Source organism: Pseudomonas putida, assembly GCF_009883635.2.
Lineage (GTDB): Bacteria > Pseudomonadota > Gammaproteobacteria > Pseudomonadales > Pseudomonadaceae > Aquipseudomonas > Aquipseudomonas putida_W.
The window spans coordinates 5,570,941-5,585,593 of sequence record NZ_CP026115.2 but is presented as its reverse complement, the minus strand read 5'-3'; the positions used below and the strand labels follow the sequence as shown (position 1 = coordinate 5,585,593).

Annotated in this window: 13 protein-coding genes and 1 pseudogene; all 14 read right to left on the bottom strand. The window is 64.8% G+C overall.

Translation table 11 applies throughout. The features are described from left to right. Window positions 1-64: 64 nt before the first annotated feature. Window positions 65-1,045 carry an LLM class flavin-dependent oxidoreductase gene (locus C2H86_RS25410; protein WP_159410413.1) on the bottom strand — a complete coding sequence of 327 codons (981 nt, stop codon included), beginning with the start codon at window positions 1,043-1,045 and terminating at the stop codon, window positions 65-67. Between the two features lie 99 nt (window positions 1,046-1,144). After that, the gene (locus C2H86_RS25405; protein WP_159410412.1) at window positions 1,145-2,056 is read right to left on the bottom strand and encodes a LysR family transcriptional regulator; all 912 of its coding nucleotides are present in this window, start codon (window positions 2,054-2,056) and stop codon (window positions 1,145-1,147) included. Between the two features lie 30 nt (window positions 2,057-2,086). After that, a complete protein-coding gene (locus tag C2H86_RS25400) occupies window positions 2,087-2,794 on the bottom strand; it encodes a TraX family protein (RefSeq protein WP_159410411.1) in 708 nt (235 codons plus the stop codon). A 3-nt stretch (window positions 2,795-2,797) separates the two neighbouring features. After that, window positions 2,798-3,877, bottom strand: coding sequence for a metal-dependent hydrolase (locus C2H86_RS25395; protein WP_159410410.1), 1,080 nt, complete (start codon window positions 3,875-3,877; stop codon window positions 2,798-2,800). Between the two features lie 93 nt (window positions 3,878-3,970). After that, window positions 3,971-5,221 (bottom strand): OprD family porin, encoded by a 1,251-nt coding sequence (locus tag C2H86_RS25390; protein WP_159410409.1) that lies wholly within the window; start codon window positions 5,219-5,221, stop codon window positions 3,971-3,973. 54 nt (window positions 5,222-5,275) lie between these two features. Further along, window positions 5,276-6,475 (bottom strand): benzoate/H(+) symporter BenE family transporter, encoded by a 1,200-nt coding sequence (locus C2H86_RS25385; protein ID WP_159410408.1) that lies wholly within the window; start codon window positions 6,473-6,475, stop codon window positions 5,276-5,278. A 161-nt stretch (window positions 6,476-6,636) separates the two neighbouring features. Next, the gene (gene catA / locus C2H86_RS25380; RefSeq protein ID WP_159410407.1) at window positions 6,637-7,551 is read right to left on the bottom strand and encodes a catechol 1,2-dioxygenase; all 915 of its coding nucleotides are present in this window, start codon (window positions 7,549-7,551) and stop codon (window positions 6,637-6,639) included. Between the two features lie 38 nt (window positions 7,552-7,589). Further along, window positions 7,590-7,880, bottom strand: a complete 291-nt coding sequence (gene catC, locus C2H86_RS25375; protein WP_003256111.1) for a muconolactone Delta-isomerase — start codon at window positions 7,878-7,880, stop codon at window positions 7,590-7,592. Between the two features lie 164 nt (window positions 7,881-8,044). Continuing rightward, window positions 8,045-9,166 carry a muconate cycloisomerase family protein gene (locus C2H86_RS25370; RefSeq protein ID WP_159410406.1) on the bottom strand — a complete coding sequence of 374 codons (1,122 nt, stop codon included), beginning with the start codon at window positions 9,164-9,166 and terminating at the stop codon, window positions 8,045-8,047. Between the two features lie 29 nt (window positions 9,167-9,195). Further along, window positions 9,196-10,533 carry an MFS transporter gene (locus C2H86_RS25365; protein WP_159410405.1) on the bottom strand — a complete coding sequence of 446 codons (1,338 nt, stop codon included), beginning with the start codon at window positions 10,531-10,533 and terminating at the stop codon, window positions 9,196-9,198. A 66-nt stretch (window positions 10,534-10,599) separates the two neighbouring features. Then, a pseudogene (locus tag C2H86_RS25360) lies at window positions 10,600-11,360 on the bottom strand (1,6-dihydroxycyclohexa-2,4-diene-1-carboxylate dehydrogenase). Between the two features lie 79 nt (window positions 11,361-11,439). Then, window positions 11,440-12,453, bottom strand: a complete 1,014-nt coding sequence (gene benC / locus C2H86_RS25355) for a benzoate 1,2-dioxygenase electron transfer component BenC (protein WP_159410403.1) — start codon at window positions 12,451-12,453, stop codon at window positions 11,440-11,442. Window positions 12,454-12,523: 70 nt separating this feature from the next. Beyond that, window positions 12,524-13,009, bottom strand: a complete 486-nt coding sequence (gene benB / locus C2H86_RS25350) for a benzoate 1,2-dioxygenase small subunit (protein WP_159410402.1) — start codon at window positions 13,007-13,009, stop codon at window positions 12,524-12,526. Next, window positions 13,006-14,364, bottom strand: coding sequence for a benzoate 1,2-dioxygenase large subunit (gene benA, locus C2H86_RS25345; RefSeq protein ID WP_159410401.1), 1,359 nt, complete (start codon window positions 14,362-14,364; stop codon window positions 13,006-13,008). The genes benB and benA overlap by 4 nt, the downstream gene beginning before the upstream one ends. Window positions 14,365-14,653 lie beyond the last annotated feature (289 nt).

Sequence of the window (14,653 nt, the reverse complement as noted above, 5' to 3'; positions counted from 1 at the left end):
AGCTCCCTTTTTGTTGCCTGCTCTGGCCCCTTCGTGGGCTTGCCCGCGAAGAGATCAGAATAGGTTAACGCAACTCGGCCAACGCCCGCGCCGCATAAGCATGCGAGCGCAATCTGGCCAACGGATCATGGATCCGGCAATCGATCATTAACTCATCCGCACCGGTCTGCTCGATCAGCGAACGCAGCCCTTCCCGCACCCGCTCCGGCCCTCCGGCAATGCTGCAGGCCATCACCTGCTCCAGCACCGCCCGCTCGTGCCCCGGCAAGTTCTGCACATACCCTTCCTGCGGCTTGGGCAGCAAGCCGAAGCGCCCGACATGCAGGTCCAGCATCCACTTGCGGTGCGAGCTGGCCTGGTAATCGGCCTCGGCATCGCTGTCGGCGGCGAACAGGTTCACGCCCACCATCACATACGGCTTGGCCAATTGTGCAGAAGGCTGGAAGTTGGCCCGGTAATGGGCAATCGCCTGCAACAGGTAACGCGGTGCGAAATGCGAGGCAAAGGCATACGGCAGCCCCAGCTTCGCTGCCAGGTCGGCACCGAACAGGCTGGAGCCGAGGATCCACACCGGCACATCGTGTGCACCCGGTACACCGCGGACCTGGCGCTTGCCGTTGTCGGCCAAGTAGTCGCGCAGTTCGGCGATGTCCTGGCTGAAGTCGCGCTCCGGCGCAGCACCGCGCAAGGCGCGAACGGTGGGCCCCGAAGTACCGGGCGCACGCCCCAAGCCCAGGTCGATGCGGCCCGGATGCAACGTGTCGAGGGTGCTGAACTGCTCGGCGACCACCAAGGGTGCATGGTTGGGCAGCATGATGCCGCCGGCGCCAACGCGGATATGCTGCGTGGCATTGGCGATCTCGTTGATCACCAGCGAGGTGGCAGCCGAACCGATGCCGGGCATGTCGTGGTGCTCGGCGATCCAGTAGCGGCGATAGTCATGCTGCTCGACGTGGCGAGCCAGCTGGCGGGATTCTTCGATCGCGTCGGCGAAGGTCTTGCCTTCGCCGATCATGACCAGATCCAGTACGGACAGGACAGTCATGGGGTCTCCAGAGGGATTATCAGTGACGCCAGTTTCTGCGCTGCGGCGCCAGGGATAAACCCGACCTCAGGCCCCACATAGGGGCCTGGCAGTCCCCAATCAGTCTTCCCAGGGCACGCCCTGCTCCCAGGTCGCTACCAGCAGGTCGATGAACCCGCGTACCCGTGGCGACAGGTGCCGCTTGCTCGGATAAACCACACGAATTGGGTCAGCCGGTGGGCGATAGTCGTGCAGCACCTCCACCAGCGTTCCGGCCCGCAAATCATCGCCAGTGATGTAGGTCGGCAGGTGAATCAGGCCGAAACCGGCACGGGCACCATCGAGCATCGCCTCGGAACTGTCGATGTTCAACCGCCCGGGCTCTTCGCACAGGTGCAGCCCTTCGTCGGTGTGAAAGCGCCACGGCATCGACTTCTCGCCACTGAGGAAGGCGATCTTGTCATGCCCGTAGAGGTCCGCCGGCACCTGCGGCACGCCGTGCTGATGCAGGTACTCGGGCGAGGCACAGGTGACGAACTGCTGCCAGGCCACCGTGCGGGTCAACAACTGCGAGTCTTCCTTGGGCGCACCAATGCGCACGGCGACGTCGACGCCCTCTTCCACCAGGTCGACAAAACGGTCGGTGAAGCGAATGTCGGCACGCAACTCCGGCCACTGCTTGAGATAGGCATCCAGGACCGGCAGCACATGACGCTGGCCAAACGACAACGGCGCGGTCAGGCGCAAAGTGCCGGTAGGCTTGCCCCGGCGCAGGGCCATGGTGCTCTCGACCTCGTCCAGATCATCGAGAATCTGCCGCCAGCGCTCGAAGGCCACCTGGCCCTCGTCGGTCAGGCTCAGCTTGCGTGTGGTGCGGTTCAGCAGGCGCACGGCCATGCGCGCTTCCAGCCGGGCGATGCTCTTGCCCACCGCCGAGCGGGTCAGGCCAAGGCTGGCTGCCGCTGCGGTGAAGCTGCCAGCCTTCACGGCGCTCACGAAGGCGGCGATATCGCCGAAGCGGTTGGGTTCCATGGCGGGCTCCTGCGGATACGAAAGACCCGCTTAAATGGGTGCGATTTGCGCCATTGCAAGGGCTAACACAAGGACTTTGATGAGCAACAGATGCACAGGGTAGAACAGATAGCCCCAGCGCCGCACCGCTGGCACCGGCCAATGCTCGGCCCGCAGCAGCAGGCAGCCGATGGGAATCGCCAGCACCGCAGCGGCCATGGTGATCAATGTCACCGGGGCCCCGAGATGCCCGCGCAGCCAGCTGTTGGTCAGGTTGCCCGCCACGGCCAGCAGGCCGGGCAGCAGCCAGGCCAGCCCGCCCTGCCGACGCGCCAGCAGCCAGCCGGCAGGTAGCAACACACCGGGCAGGCCGTACATCACACGCTCGCTGTAGAGTGCGGCGAGCAGAACGGCAGCAAGCCCGCCCAGCCGAACGCAAACCTGCTGATGATGCACACCCCATGCAACCAGCAGCCCCAGGGTCAGCGTGGGAATGATGCTGAAGGTCTGCGAGTCTGGGTCCAGCCAGCGATAGGGCGCTTCGGACAATACGGCGAACGCCAGCAACCAGCCGAGGTAGCGCAGGTTGATATTGCCAGCACGCGCCACGTTGACCGCCATGGCCAGGCAGAACAGGGGAAATGCAAACCGGCCAACGATGAACAAGCCTTGCGCTTCAGGCCAGATGAATCGCACATGGTCGGCGATCATGGTCACGATCGCCACCCACTTGACCAGGTCCAGCCCCGCCGAGCGCACGCCTTAGTGCCCAGGCTCGCTGGCCTGCCCCAGGTACCTGCTGGTCCAGGCTGCCAGTGGCAACGGCGGTTGCTGGTCGAGGATGCGCCGCCAGATCAGCGCCAGATCGTCACGGTTGAACATCACGCCGCCGCCCTGCCACAAGCTTGGCCGGTCGACGATCCAGTGGCCCTGGCTGTCGCGGTGGGCCATGTTGAAGCGGAAGGTATAGTTGCCCGGGATGCCCATGCGCAGGTCAGTGACCACCAACGCGTCACCGACCTCGTCATAGCGCAGCCAGCCGTCGGTGAACCAGCGCAAGCGCTGGAGCAACGCAGAACCGCTCAGCACCTCTGCCGCCTCCAGGTTCAGCGGCAGGCGCTGCATTTCCGGTGGTTCGCGGTCGAATGCGCTGCTGATGCCTTCGTAGTAATAACCATCCGGGGTCTTCGCCAGCACCCGCCAGACCAGGCTGTTGAAGGCCATCGGCACTGCGCGTACTTCGCTCACGACAATGCCCTGTGCATCGAGCGCGGTCTGCAAGCGCTGTTCAGCGGCCATGCGCCCCGCCAGGCCGAAGCCCAGGTAGGCCGTGCTGAACAGCAGTGCCAGGCCCAGCCACCGTATCGCCATGCCCTGCAGGCCCTTGAATGCCGCGTAGATCACTGCCGCCAACAGCGGCACGGTATAGACCGGATCGATGATGAACACCGCCGCCCAGCTCAGCGGGGTGAATGGCAGCGGCCAGAACAGCTGGGTGCCGTAGACCGTGAACGCATCGAGGATCGGGTGGGTCACCAGCACCAGCCAGAACGCCAGGAACAGCCGGGAAAAGGTGTAACCCTTGTCGGGCCAGCGCTTTCGGGCGAGCCAGTTGACTAGCCAGGCCAGCAGCAAGGCCAGGCCGGTGAGGACGAAGAGCGAATGGGAGAAGCCGCGGTGGTAGGTCATCTGCGACACCGGGTCGGCGTAGCGGATGACCACGTCGAGGTCCGGCACGGTGCCCAGCGCAGCGCCATAGATGAGTGAACGGCGGCCCTGGATGCGGCCGAGAACCGTGCCTTGCAGCGCTGCGCCAAGCACGGCTTGAGTGATGGAATCCAAGGTCAGGCTTCCTCAGTGGCAATGGGGAAACCTAACCCTCCACACCCAGGTGGCGCAATCGCTGCTGTGTGACAACAAATGGCTGACGATGCCTCAGAACAGCTGCCAGGTGTACACCAGCGTCAGCCGGTTCTCGTCGATGTCACTGCGGTAGTTGGACCGTGCCATGGCATTGCGAACCCTGATGCCCAACCCCTTGAGTACGCCGCTCTGCACGGCATATCCAATATCCAGGTCACGCTCGCGGTCCTTGCCTTCGTACCCCTGGCCCGTGTCGACGTTGTTACCGGTGATATAGCGAACCGTCGCCGTCAGCCCTGGCACGCCCATCGCCGCAAAGTTGTAGTCATAACGCACCTGGTACGAACGCTCGTCGGTATAGGCGAACTCGTAGGTCGGCACTTCGTTGCCCAACGGCGAGATGTTGGCGAACACCCGTGGGAACGGGCTGTCGCCATAGATGCCCTGGTAACCGGCGCCGAAGCTGTGGCCGCCATGCCGCGCGGTGAACATCGAGAAGAACGCCTGGTTGTCGATCTTGCCCAGCAACGCATCGCCATCCTCGTGGGCGGTGAAATAACCAAGGTTGGCGCTCAGCACCCAATCCCCCACCGGCTTGCTGTGCTTCAGGCCCAGGAAGCCCTGGTGGTAGATGTCTTCAAGCTGCCCGTACCAGAGGCTGACACTGCTCTGGTTGGCGTTGAATGCATAGTCACCGCCCACATAGTTGAACGCATCGCTCTCGGCCTGGCGCTGGGGCACATGGCCGAGCATGGCGTTCATCTTGCCGTCGCCGCCCTCGTTGCGCAGGTGGGTGCTGGTCAGGTGCCCGGCCTGCACGGTCAGCCCGTCGATTTCTGCCGAGCTGATGCTGGTGCCCTGGTAGGTCGGCGGCAGCAGGCGGATATCACTGAACGTCAGCACTGGCAGGTTGGGCTGCAATTCGCCCACGCGCAGCTCGGTCTTCGACAGCCGGGCCTTGAAGGTCGGCGCGATGCGGCTGTACTCGTCGGCTGCGCGACCATCGCCGTGCACTGGCAGCAGGCCGGTGTTGACCCGGTCCGGGCTGCTGTCGAGCTTGATGCCGAGCAGGCCCAGGGCGTCGACGCCAAAACCGACCGGGCCCGGCGTGTAGCCGGACTTGAAGTCGAGGATGAAACCCTGGGCCCACTCCTCGGCCTTGGACTGCTGATTGGCCCCGACGATGTCGGAAAAGTCACGGCTGAAGTAGTAATTGCGGGCGCTGAGGCTGGCCTTGGCATCCTCGAAGAAGCCGCCTTCGGCGGCGAGTAAGGAGGGGCTGAGCAAAGTCAGCCCGATGGCGACGCAAGGGGTGTGGTTCATTCCGAAGCTCTCTTGATCTTGTTGTTATGGATAAAGCGCGGGGAACACGGGTTTTCAGGGTGTGCGGCGCAGCACCTCGCGGGGTTGCGGGCGGCGCAGGCGCAGCAGCGCATGGGCCAGCAGGCCGAACAGCAGCCCCCAGAACGCGGCCGACAGGCCAAGGAAGGACACTCCCGAAGCGGTGACCAGAAAGGTGAACAACCCGGCATCGCGTTCGCTGGGTACGGCCAGACTGCGCGCCAGGGCCTCGCTGATGGCGCCGTACAGGGCAAGCCCGGCCAACGCGGCGATCAGCGCGGCAGGGAACGCGGCGAACACCGACATCAGCGTCGCCCCGGCAATCCCCAGCAGCAGGTACAGCGCACTGCCGGCGAGCGCCGCGATATAGCGCCGGCGCGGATTTTCGTGGGCTTCGTGCCCGGTGCACAGGCTGGCGGTGACGGCAGCGAGGTTCAGGCCATGGCAACCGAACGGCGCAAGCAGCGCACCAGCCAGTGCGCTGGCACTGATCAGCGGGCTGGCCGGCGTGGCGTAGCCTGCGTTGCGCAACACCGCCATGCCCGGCATGAACTGCCCGGTCAGTGCGACCAGCACCATGGGCAGTGCCAGGCTGAAGGTGGCCGCCAGGCTGAACTGCGGGATGATCCATTGCGGCGAGGCCAGTTCCAGCACCAGCGCCTCGCTGCGAAAGGCACCGCTGGCCACGGTCACCATGGCGCCGACCATCAGCACGGCAGCCACGGCATAGCGCGGTTGCAGCCTGCGCATCAGCACATAGGTCGCGAACATCGCCAACACTAGCAGCGGCTGCACCGGCAATGCTCGGAACACCTCGGTGCCGAAGCTGAACAGGATGCCGACCTGCATGCCCGCCGCGATGGAGCCAGGCAGGTGCGCGATGATGCGGTCGAAGGCCCCGCTGATGCCGATCAGCAGTAAGACCAGTTTGGCGACCAGGTACGCACCTACGGCCTGCTCCAGGCCAAGTTGGGGCAAGGCGGTGACCAGCAGCGCCGAACCCGGGATCGACCAGGCAATCACCACCGGTACCCGGTAATGCAGGCTGAGCACCGCACCGAGCACGGCGCTGCCCATGGACACGGCCCAGACCCAGGACGACAGCATGCCGTGGGACAGGCCGGCGGCTTCGGCGGCATGGAAGATGATCACCAGCGGGCCAGCGTAGGAAATCAGGGTCGCGATGCAGCCGGCGACCAGGGCTGACAGGGAGCAGTCCTTGATCAGGGTTTTCATGAGACGTCTCGCAAGGCTTCGGCCGGCCTTGGTGGCTGGCTCTTGTTCTGTGTGGCCTTCTTCGCGGGACGAGCCCGCTCCCACAGGATCAGCACAGGTTCTGATACTGACGCGACACCTGTGGGAGCGGGCTTGTCCCGCGAAGAAGCCAGCGCGGTGTATCAGGCCTCCTGCAACGCCCGCGGCCGCCCGCTGCACTGTTCATCCTCGGTCCCGTACGCCTTCTGCAACTGGAAGTCGAACTTCAACTCGGCATGGCGGCCCGTTGCCCCTTCATGGAACACCACCTCGCCCACCAGTCCGTCACGGGTGGCGTAGGCAAAGTCATCCCACAGGTACTTGTCCCCGGCCAGGTTGATCTGGGTGGTCAGGTGGCGGTGCCCCGGTGCCGAGATGAAGAAGTGCACATGTGCCGGACGCTGGCCGTGGCGGCCGAGCAGGTCCAGGCATTCCTGGGTCGGCCCCTGCGGGTCGCAGCCATAGCCGGACGGCACGATGGAGCGGGCGCGATAACGGCCCTCGGCATCGGTGACGATGCGTCGGCGCAGGTTGTACTCGGACTGGCTCTGGTCGAAGAACGAGTAGGTGCCACGGGTATTGGCATGCCACAGGTCGACGATGGCCCCGGCCAGCGGCTGGCCTTGCGGGTCGAGCACCTGGCCCTCGAGCAGCATGACGGTCGCCACGCCCTCCTCGCTGCCGTCGTCCATGCGCACTTCACCCCGGGCCAGCGGCGCGCCGGCCACGTACAGCGGGCCTTCGATGGTGCGCGGGGTGCCGCCGCTCAAGCCGACTTCGGCATCCTTGGCGTCCTGCAACAGGTCGAGGAAGTGCTCGATGCCCAGGCCCGCCACCAGCAGCCCGGCCTCACCGCGCCCGCCAAGGCGGTTGAGGTAGTCGACGGCATGCCAGAACTCGTCCTCGGTGATTTCCAGGTCTTCGATCAGGCGTGCGGTGTCCTGCAGCACGCGCTGGATGATGCGCTTCAGGCGCGGGCTGCCTTGGTCATTGCCAAAGCCGGCGGCTTCCTCGAAGAACGCCTGGATATCGGCAGCCTGGGAAATCTTCACGGTCATGATGGATACCTCATCTTGTTCTTGTGCAAAGGGTTGAATCAGCGGTCGTCACTGTGGATCGACGACGGGTGGCGGCACAGGCCGTCGACCTCGATGTCCATGTACGGGAACAGCGGCAGCTGCATCAGCGTGTCGTGCAGCGCCTCGACGCTGGGCACGTCGAACACGCTGTAGTTGGCGTAGTGCCCGGCAATGCGCCACAGGTGGCGCCAGGTGCCCTCGCGCTGCAGGCGCTGGGCCAGTTCCTTCTCGTCGGCCTTCAGTTGCGCGGCCTTGGCCGGGTCCATGTCGACCGGCAGTTTCACGGTCATCTTCACGTGGAACAGCATGTTGTCTTCTCCTGTCTTACATGAGCTCTAAAAGCTTGTGCAGTCCCTGTAGGAGCGGGCTTGCCCCGCGAACACGGGCGAAGCCCGTGCCATCCACCGCGTCGTCTGCTTCGCGGGACAAGCCCGCTCCCACAGGGGGTTTGTGTGTTGCCTCAGTCCGTGGCTCAGCGGCGGGCGAAGCGCGCCAGGCGTTGCTCGTCCAGGGCCAGGCCCAGGCCTGGCGTGCGCGGCACGTGCAGCTGGAAGTCGTGGTACTGCGGTGGCTCGTTGACGATCTCTTCGGTCAGCAACAGCGGCCCGAACAGCTCGGTACCCCAGGTCAGCTGGCGCAGGGTGAGGAAGGCATGGGCCGAGGCCAGGGTGCCGATCGAGCCTTCGAGCATGGTCCCGCCGTACAGGGCGATGCCGGCCGCTTCGGCGATCTGCGCGGTGCGCAGCACGGCACGCGGGCCGCCGTTCTTGGCGATCTTCAGGGCGAAGATGCTGGCCGCGCCATCGGCGGCCAGGCTGAAGGCGTCCTCGACGCTCTCGATGGATTCGTCGGCCATGATCGGCGCCGGGCTGCGCTGGTTCAGGCGCACCTGGCCGCCGCGGTTGATGCGTGCGATCGGCTGTTCGATCAGGTCGATGCCGTTGTCGCCGAGCACCCGGCAGGCACGGATGGCTTGCGATTCGTCCCAGTACTGGTTGACGTCGACCCGCACGCTGGCGCGCTCACCCAGTTCGCGCTTGATCGCCACCACGTGCTGCAAGTCCTGCTCCAGCGGGTTGGCGCCGATCTTCAGCTTGAACACCCGGTGCCGGCGGATCTGAAGCATGTGCTCGGCTTCGGCGATGTCGCGGGCAGTGTCGCCGCTGGCCAGGGTCCAGGCCACTTCCAGGCTGTCGCGCACACGGCCGCCGAGCAGTTCGCTGACCGCCAGGCCGAGGCGCTTGCCCAGGGCGTCGAGCAAGGCGCTTTCGATGCCGGACTTGGCGAAGGTGTTGCCCTTGGCCAGCTTGTCGAGCTTGAGCATGGCGGCGTTGATGTTGTCTGCGGGCAAGCCGATCAGCGCCGGCGCCAGGTGCGCGTCGATGTTGGCCTTGATGCCTTCTGGGCTCTCGTAGCCGTAGGCCAGGCCGCCAATGGTGGTGGCCTCGCCGATGCCTTCGACGCCGTCGCTGCAGCGCAGGCGCAGCACCACCAGGGTCTGCTGCTGCATGGTGTGCATCGCCAGCTTGTGCGGGCGGATGGTCGGCAGGTCGACGATGATCGCGTCGATGCGCTCGATGGTCGGGCTTGTCATGCAAAAGCTCCAGTTCAGTCAGTGAGTAATCAGGCCGTCGCCAGATGGGCCTGGCGCCGGCCGCTGGCCAGGTGCACGGCCATGGCCAGCGCGGCAATCGCGCCAGGGATGGCGAAGGCGATGAAATTGAGTTGCAGCGGCAGGTTGATGCCCATCAGCGCACCGCCGAGCAGCGGGCCGACGATGGCGCCGTTGCGGCCGATGCCCGACGCCCAGCCAAGGCCGGTGGAGCGCACCGACAGGCCGTAGAGCTGGGCTGCACCGGCATACAGCAGGATCTGCGTGCCGATGGTGGTGGCGCCGGCGATGAAGATCAGCAGGTACAGCACCGGCATTGGGCTGTTCACGCCAAGCAGGCTGATCGACAGCGCCGCCGCGATGAAAAAGGCCACCTTGACCTTGACCAGGTTGTAGCGGTCGCCCAGCCAGCCGCCGAAAATCGCCCCGGCCATGCCACCGAAGTTCAGGGCCAGCAGGAACGACAGGCTCGACCCCAGGCTATAGCCGGCATTGGCCATCAGCTTGGGCAGCCACGAGCTCAGCGCGTAGACCATCAGCAGGCAGCAGAAGAACGCCAGCCACAGGGCCAGGGTGCGGATGGCCAGGCCGTTGCGGAACAGTTCGAGGACGGCGGTGAACTTGCCGGCCCTTTCGCGGGGCAAGCCCGCTCCCACAAACAACGCGTCCTCGGGTTGCAGGTCGCATTTCGGGTCCAGGCGTTTGAGCAGCTTGCCGGCGTCATCGGTACGCCCCTGGCGCACCAGGAAACCGATGGACTCCGGCAGGTAATAGAGGATCACCGGCAACAGCAGCAGCGGCACTGCGGCGGCGAAGAACATCGACTCCCAGCCAAAGCGCGGCAGCATGAAGATGCCGACACCCGCCGAGAGCATGCCTCCCAGCGAATAGCCGCTGAACATGATCGCCACCAGGGTGCTGCGCACGCGCTTGGGCGCGTATTCGTTCATCAGCGCCACGGCATTGGGCATCAGCCCGCCGCAGCCGAGGCCGGCGATGAAGCGATAGATGCCGAACTCGCTGGGGCTGCTGGCAAAGCCGTTGAGGATGGTCGCCCCCGAAAACAAGGCAAAACAGATGGCGATCCCTTTCTTGCGCCCGATGCGGTCGGCCAGGCTGCCGAACGCCAGGGCGCCGAACATCATGCCGAACAGCGCGTAGCTGCCCAACGCACCGGCCTGCAACGGGCTCAGGCCCCACTCCTTCATGATCACCGGCAGGACCACGCCGTAGATGAACAGGTCGTAGCCGTCGAAGATCAGCAGCAGGCCGCACAGGGCCATGATCATCCAGTGGAACGGTGTAAAGGGAGCGTTATCGATGATCGGGTGTACGTCCAGGGTTCGCATGGCATCTGTCTCTCTTGTTGTTGTTTTGGAGGAACGCTTTGCCGGGGGGCTTTGCATGGGGAGGGTTCAGCCGAGGTCACCGCCCCCACCGGCAGGGTCACGCCGGTGATGTAGGAAGCCTCGTCAGAGGCCAGGAAAAGGATCGCGCCGACCTGCTCGTCGATGCTGCCGTAGCGGTGCATCAGGCTGCTGTCGAGGGTCTGGTCGACGATCTGCTGGTACCAGGCCTTGTCCTGCTCGCTCTGCTCGCTGTTGTTGCGCGGCACCCGGCGCGGGGGCGCCTCGGTACCGCCAGGCGCAGTGGCGTTGACACGGATGCCGCGGCCGGCGGTTTCGAAGGCCAGGCACGCGGTGAGTGCGTTGACGCCGCCCTTGGCCGCGCCGTACGGCACGCGGTTGACCCCACGGGTGGCGATCGACGAGACGTTGACGATGGCGCCGCTGCCGCGTTCGAGCATGTACGGCAGCGCCGCGTGGCAGCACCACAGGGTCGGGAACAGCGAGCGGCGTACTTCGGCCTCGATCTGGTCGACCTGGTAATGCTCGAAGGGCTTGGCCCAGATGGTGCCGCCGACGTTGTTGACCAGGATGTCGAGGCGGCCGAAGGTTTCCACCGCCGTGGCCATGACCCGCGCGCAATCGGTGTGCAGTTCGAGGTCGGCGGTGAGGGTCAGCATACCCTCCCCGGCCAGTTCGTGGACCAGCTCGGAGCGGTCCACGGCCACCACCTGCGCGCCTTCGGCCTTGAGCCGCCAGCAAACGCCACGGCCAATGCCCTGGGCGGCGCCGGTGACCAGGGCGACCTTATTGTGGAATCGGTTGTTCATGTCGGTCTCCTTAAAATCCGGCAGTCAAATAAAAGGAGGCCGCCTTCACCCGCACGATGATGGCGGCCCCAAAGGAACCTCAGGCCGCAGCCGCCGCGAACTTCTCGTAGTAGAAGTTCGCCGGCGTGATGCCCTGCTCGCGGATGTACTGGCTAACCGCCTCGACCATCGGTGGCGGCCCGCACAGGTACACATCGACGTCGCCGTCATTGAGGTGCTGCGGCGCGATGTGCTGGGTCACGTAGCCCTTCTGCGGGTACTGGCTGTCGGGGTTGGCCACGCACGCGCTGTAGGTGAAGTTGGGAATTCGTGCGGCCAGCGCCTGCAGGCGGTCCAGCTCGACCAGGTCGAAATCGTTGGTCACCCCATAGATCAGGTGCAGCGGGTGTTCGCTGCCCTGCTCGGCAATCTTCTCCAGCATCGCCGTGAACGGTGCCAGGCCCGTACCACCGGCCAGCAGCAACAGCGGGCGCTGGATCGGCCGCAGGTAGAAGCTGCCCAGCGGGCCAGCCAGGCTCATGCTGTCCCCGGCTTTGGCCAGGCTGGTGAGGAAGTTGCTCATCAGGCCGCCCGGCACGTTGCGGATCAGGAAGCTGACCTCGCCGTCCTTCTGCAGGGAGCTGAAGGAATAAGCGCGGCTCTGGTCGCTGCCCGGCACCTTGAGGTTGACGTACTGCCCCGGCAGGAATGCCAGGCGGCTCAGTGCGTCGCCTTTGATCGACAAGGCAATGGTGCTGGCCGACAGTTGGCGCACATCGCTGATGGCGGCCTCGAAGCTGGCCTGTTCGGTCTTGCACAGCTGCGACGACGCCGGGATGCGCACTACACAGTCGCTTTCGGCGCGCATCTGGCAGGTCAGCACGTAGCCTTCAGCGATTTCGTCTTCACTCAGGGCGTCTTCGATGAAGTTGTCGCCCAGGTCGTAACGCCCGGACTCGGCCTTGCACTTGCAGGTACCGCAGGCGCCGTCGCGGCAGTCCAGCGGGATGTTGATGCCCTGGCGGTAGGCGGCGTCGGCCACGGTTTCATGGCCGCTGGCCTCGATGAAGCGGGTCACCCCGTCTTCGAAATTAAGCGCGATCTGGAAGCTCATGTTGCACCTCGCGGGCGAACCTGGCCGCAGCGCGCCAAAGGGCACACCGGGCGGCTCGCGTTACCTCGGATCAGATGTGGTAGATGTCGATGACCTGACGCACGTAGTCGTTCTTCAGCACCACCTTCTTGGCCTTGATCAGCGGCTGCCCGCCGCGCAGGTCGAGGGTGTAGAAACTGGTGCCGAAGTAGCTGTCGGTGGTCTTGTAGCGGAAGCTCAGGGTGTGCCAGTTGAAGCGCACCTGGCAGCTGCCCTCGCCCTGCTCGACGATCTCGATGTTGCTGATGTTGTGCGAGGTGCGGGTGTCCGGCACGGTCGCACTGGAGCGCTCGGTCTTGATGCGGAACACGCGGTCTTCAAGGCCACCACGGTTGCCGTACCAGATCAGCGAGATCTCGCTCTGAGGGTCTTCGGTCAGGGTGTCGTCATCGTCCCAGGACGGCATCCAGAAGGTTGCGTCGCTGGCGTACAGCTCCAGCCACTGGTCCCACTGGGCATCGTCCAGGTAGCGCGCTTCGCGGTAGAGGAAGTCGCGCACGGTGTCATGCAGGCTCATTGCACAGCCTCCACGGGGATCAGCTGGGTTTCCTGCTCGAGGGCTTTGATCATGGTGTCCTGCCAGTACTTGTGCTGCAGCACGAACAGCCCTTCGTCCTCGGTACGCACGCCCGACAGCAGCGGCTTGAGTTCGATTTCCCTGGCGGCCTCATCAGCCCCTTCGACCCAGTGCTGCGCACCACGGGACATGTCGTTCCAGCCGGTGCCGCCGCCGTAGCCGGTCTGGCAGGAGCGGAACTCTTCCAGGTCGTCCGGGGTGGCCATGCCGCTGACGTTGAAGAAGTCTTCGTACTGGCGGATGCGCTTGGCACGGGCATCGGCGCTCTCGCCCTTTGGTGCGATGCAGTAGATGGTGATTTCGGTCTTGTTCACCGAAATCGGCCGGGCGATGCGGATCTGCGAACTGAACTGGTCCATCAGGTAGACGTTCGGGTACAGGCACAGGTTGCGCGAGTTCTCGATCATCCAGTCGGCGCGGGCCTGGCCGAAGTCGGCGGCCAGCTGGTCGCGGCGCTCGAAGGCCGGGCGGTCTTCGGGGTTGGCCCAGCGGGTCCACAGCAGCAGGTGGCCATGGTCGAAGGAATAGAAGCCACCGCCCTGCTTGGCCCAGGCGCCGGCGCTCATGGTCTTGATCTCGTCACCCGCTTCGCGCTGCTTGCGCTGGTTCTGGGTGGCGGCGTAGTTCCAGTGCACCGAGCTGACGTGGTAGCCGTCGGCACCGTTCTCGGCGGTGAGCTTCCAGTTGCCCTCGTAGATGTACGAGCTGGCACCGCGCAGCACTTCCAGGCCTTCCGGGGACTGGTCGACGATCATGTCGATGATCTTGGCGGACTCGCCAAGGTGCTCGACCAGCGGCTTGACGTCGGCATTCAGGCTGCCGAACAGGAAGCCACGGTACGACTCGAAGCGTGCGACCTTGGTCAGGTCATGGGAGCCGTCGCAGTTGAAGCTGTCGGGGTAGCCGGCGTTGCTCGGGTCTTTGACCTTGAGCAGCTTGCCGCTGTTGTTGAAGGTCCAGCCATGGAACGGGCAGGTGTAGCTGGAGCGATTGCCGCGCTTGTGCCGGCAGAGCATGGCGCCGCGATGGCTGCAGGCGTTGAGGAAGGCATTGAGCTCACCGTCCTTGTTGCGCGCGATGAAGACCGGCTGGCGCCCCATGGTCAGGGTGAGGAAGTCGTTTTTCTCGGGGATCTGGCTTTCATGGGCCAGGTAGATCCAGTTGCCCTCGAAGATGTGCTTCATCTCCAGGTCGAACAGGCGCGGGTCGGTGAACATCTCGCGTTTGCAGCGATAGACGCCGGTTTCACGGTCGTCCTCAAGCATGGCATTGAGGTAGTCGAATCCCAGGGACATGGCCAGGGTCTCCATTGTTATTGTTCAGACCGGGTCAGGTTAGGGTTTGCCCTGGAGCGGCAATATCCATCGTGTGCAGAGTGCTATCCGTTTTGTGCAATTATCGGCGCGATAGCATTTATCCATTGAACAGTGCGCATCGCCTGAAGTAAGCTCGGGCTCATTCACTGGAGAGCAACATGCCGAAACACACCCGCAACCACGCCAACCACACCGGTCGCACTCTGCGCCCAGTGCTGGCCGTTGCCGGCTGCCAGGCTGCTGCCAGCTATTACTTTGGGTATTGGTT

Coding starts and splice junctions, on each gene's coding strand:
- C2H86_RS25410 (WP_159410413.1), bottom strand. CDS start 1,045: ATGACTGTCCTGTCCGTACTGGATCTGGTCATGATCGGCGAAGGCAAG.
- C2H86_RS25405 (WP_159410412.1), bottom strand. CDS start 2,056: ATGGAACCCAACCGCTTCGGCGATATCGCCGCCTTCGTGAGCGCCGTG.
- C2H86_RS25390 (WP_159410409.1), bottom strand. CDS start 5,221: ATGAACCACACCCCTTGCGTCGCCATCGGGCTGACTTTGCTCAGCCCC.
- C2H86_RS25385 (WP_159410408.1), bottom strand. CDS start 6,475: ATGAAAACCCTGATCAAGGACTGCTCCCTGTCAGCCCTGGTCGCCGGC.
- catA (WP_159410407.1), bottom strand. CDS start 7,551: ATGACCGTGAAGATTTCCCAGGCTGCCGATATCCAGGCGTTCTTCGAG.
- catC (WP_003256111.1), bottom strand. CDS start 7,880: ATGCTGTTCCACGTGAAGATGACCGTGAAACTGCCGGTCGACATGGAC.
- C2H86_RS25370 (WP_159410406.1), bottom strand. CDS start 9,166: ATGACAAGCCCGACCATCGAGCGCATCGACGCGATCATCGTCGACCTG.
- C2H86_RS25365 (WP_159410405.1), bottom strand. CDS start 10,533: ATGCGAACCCTGGACGTACACCCGATCATCGATAACGCTCCCTTTACA.
- benC (WP_159410403.1), bottom strand. CDS start 12,453: ATGAGCTTCCAGATCGCGCTTAATTTCGAAGACGGGGTGACCCGCTTC.
- benB (WP_159410402.1), bottom strand. CDS start 13,009: ATGAGCCTGCATGACACCGTGCGCGACTTCCTCTACCGCGAAGCGCGC.
- benA (WP_159410401.1), bottom strand. CDS start 14,364: ATGTCCCTGGGATTCGACTACCTCAATGCCATGCTTGAGGACGACCGT.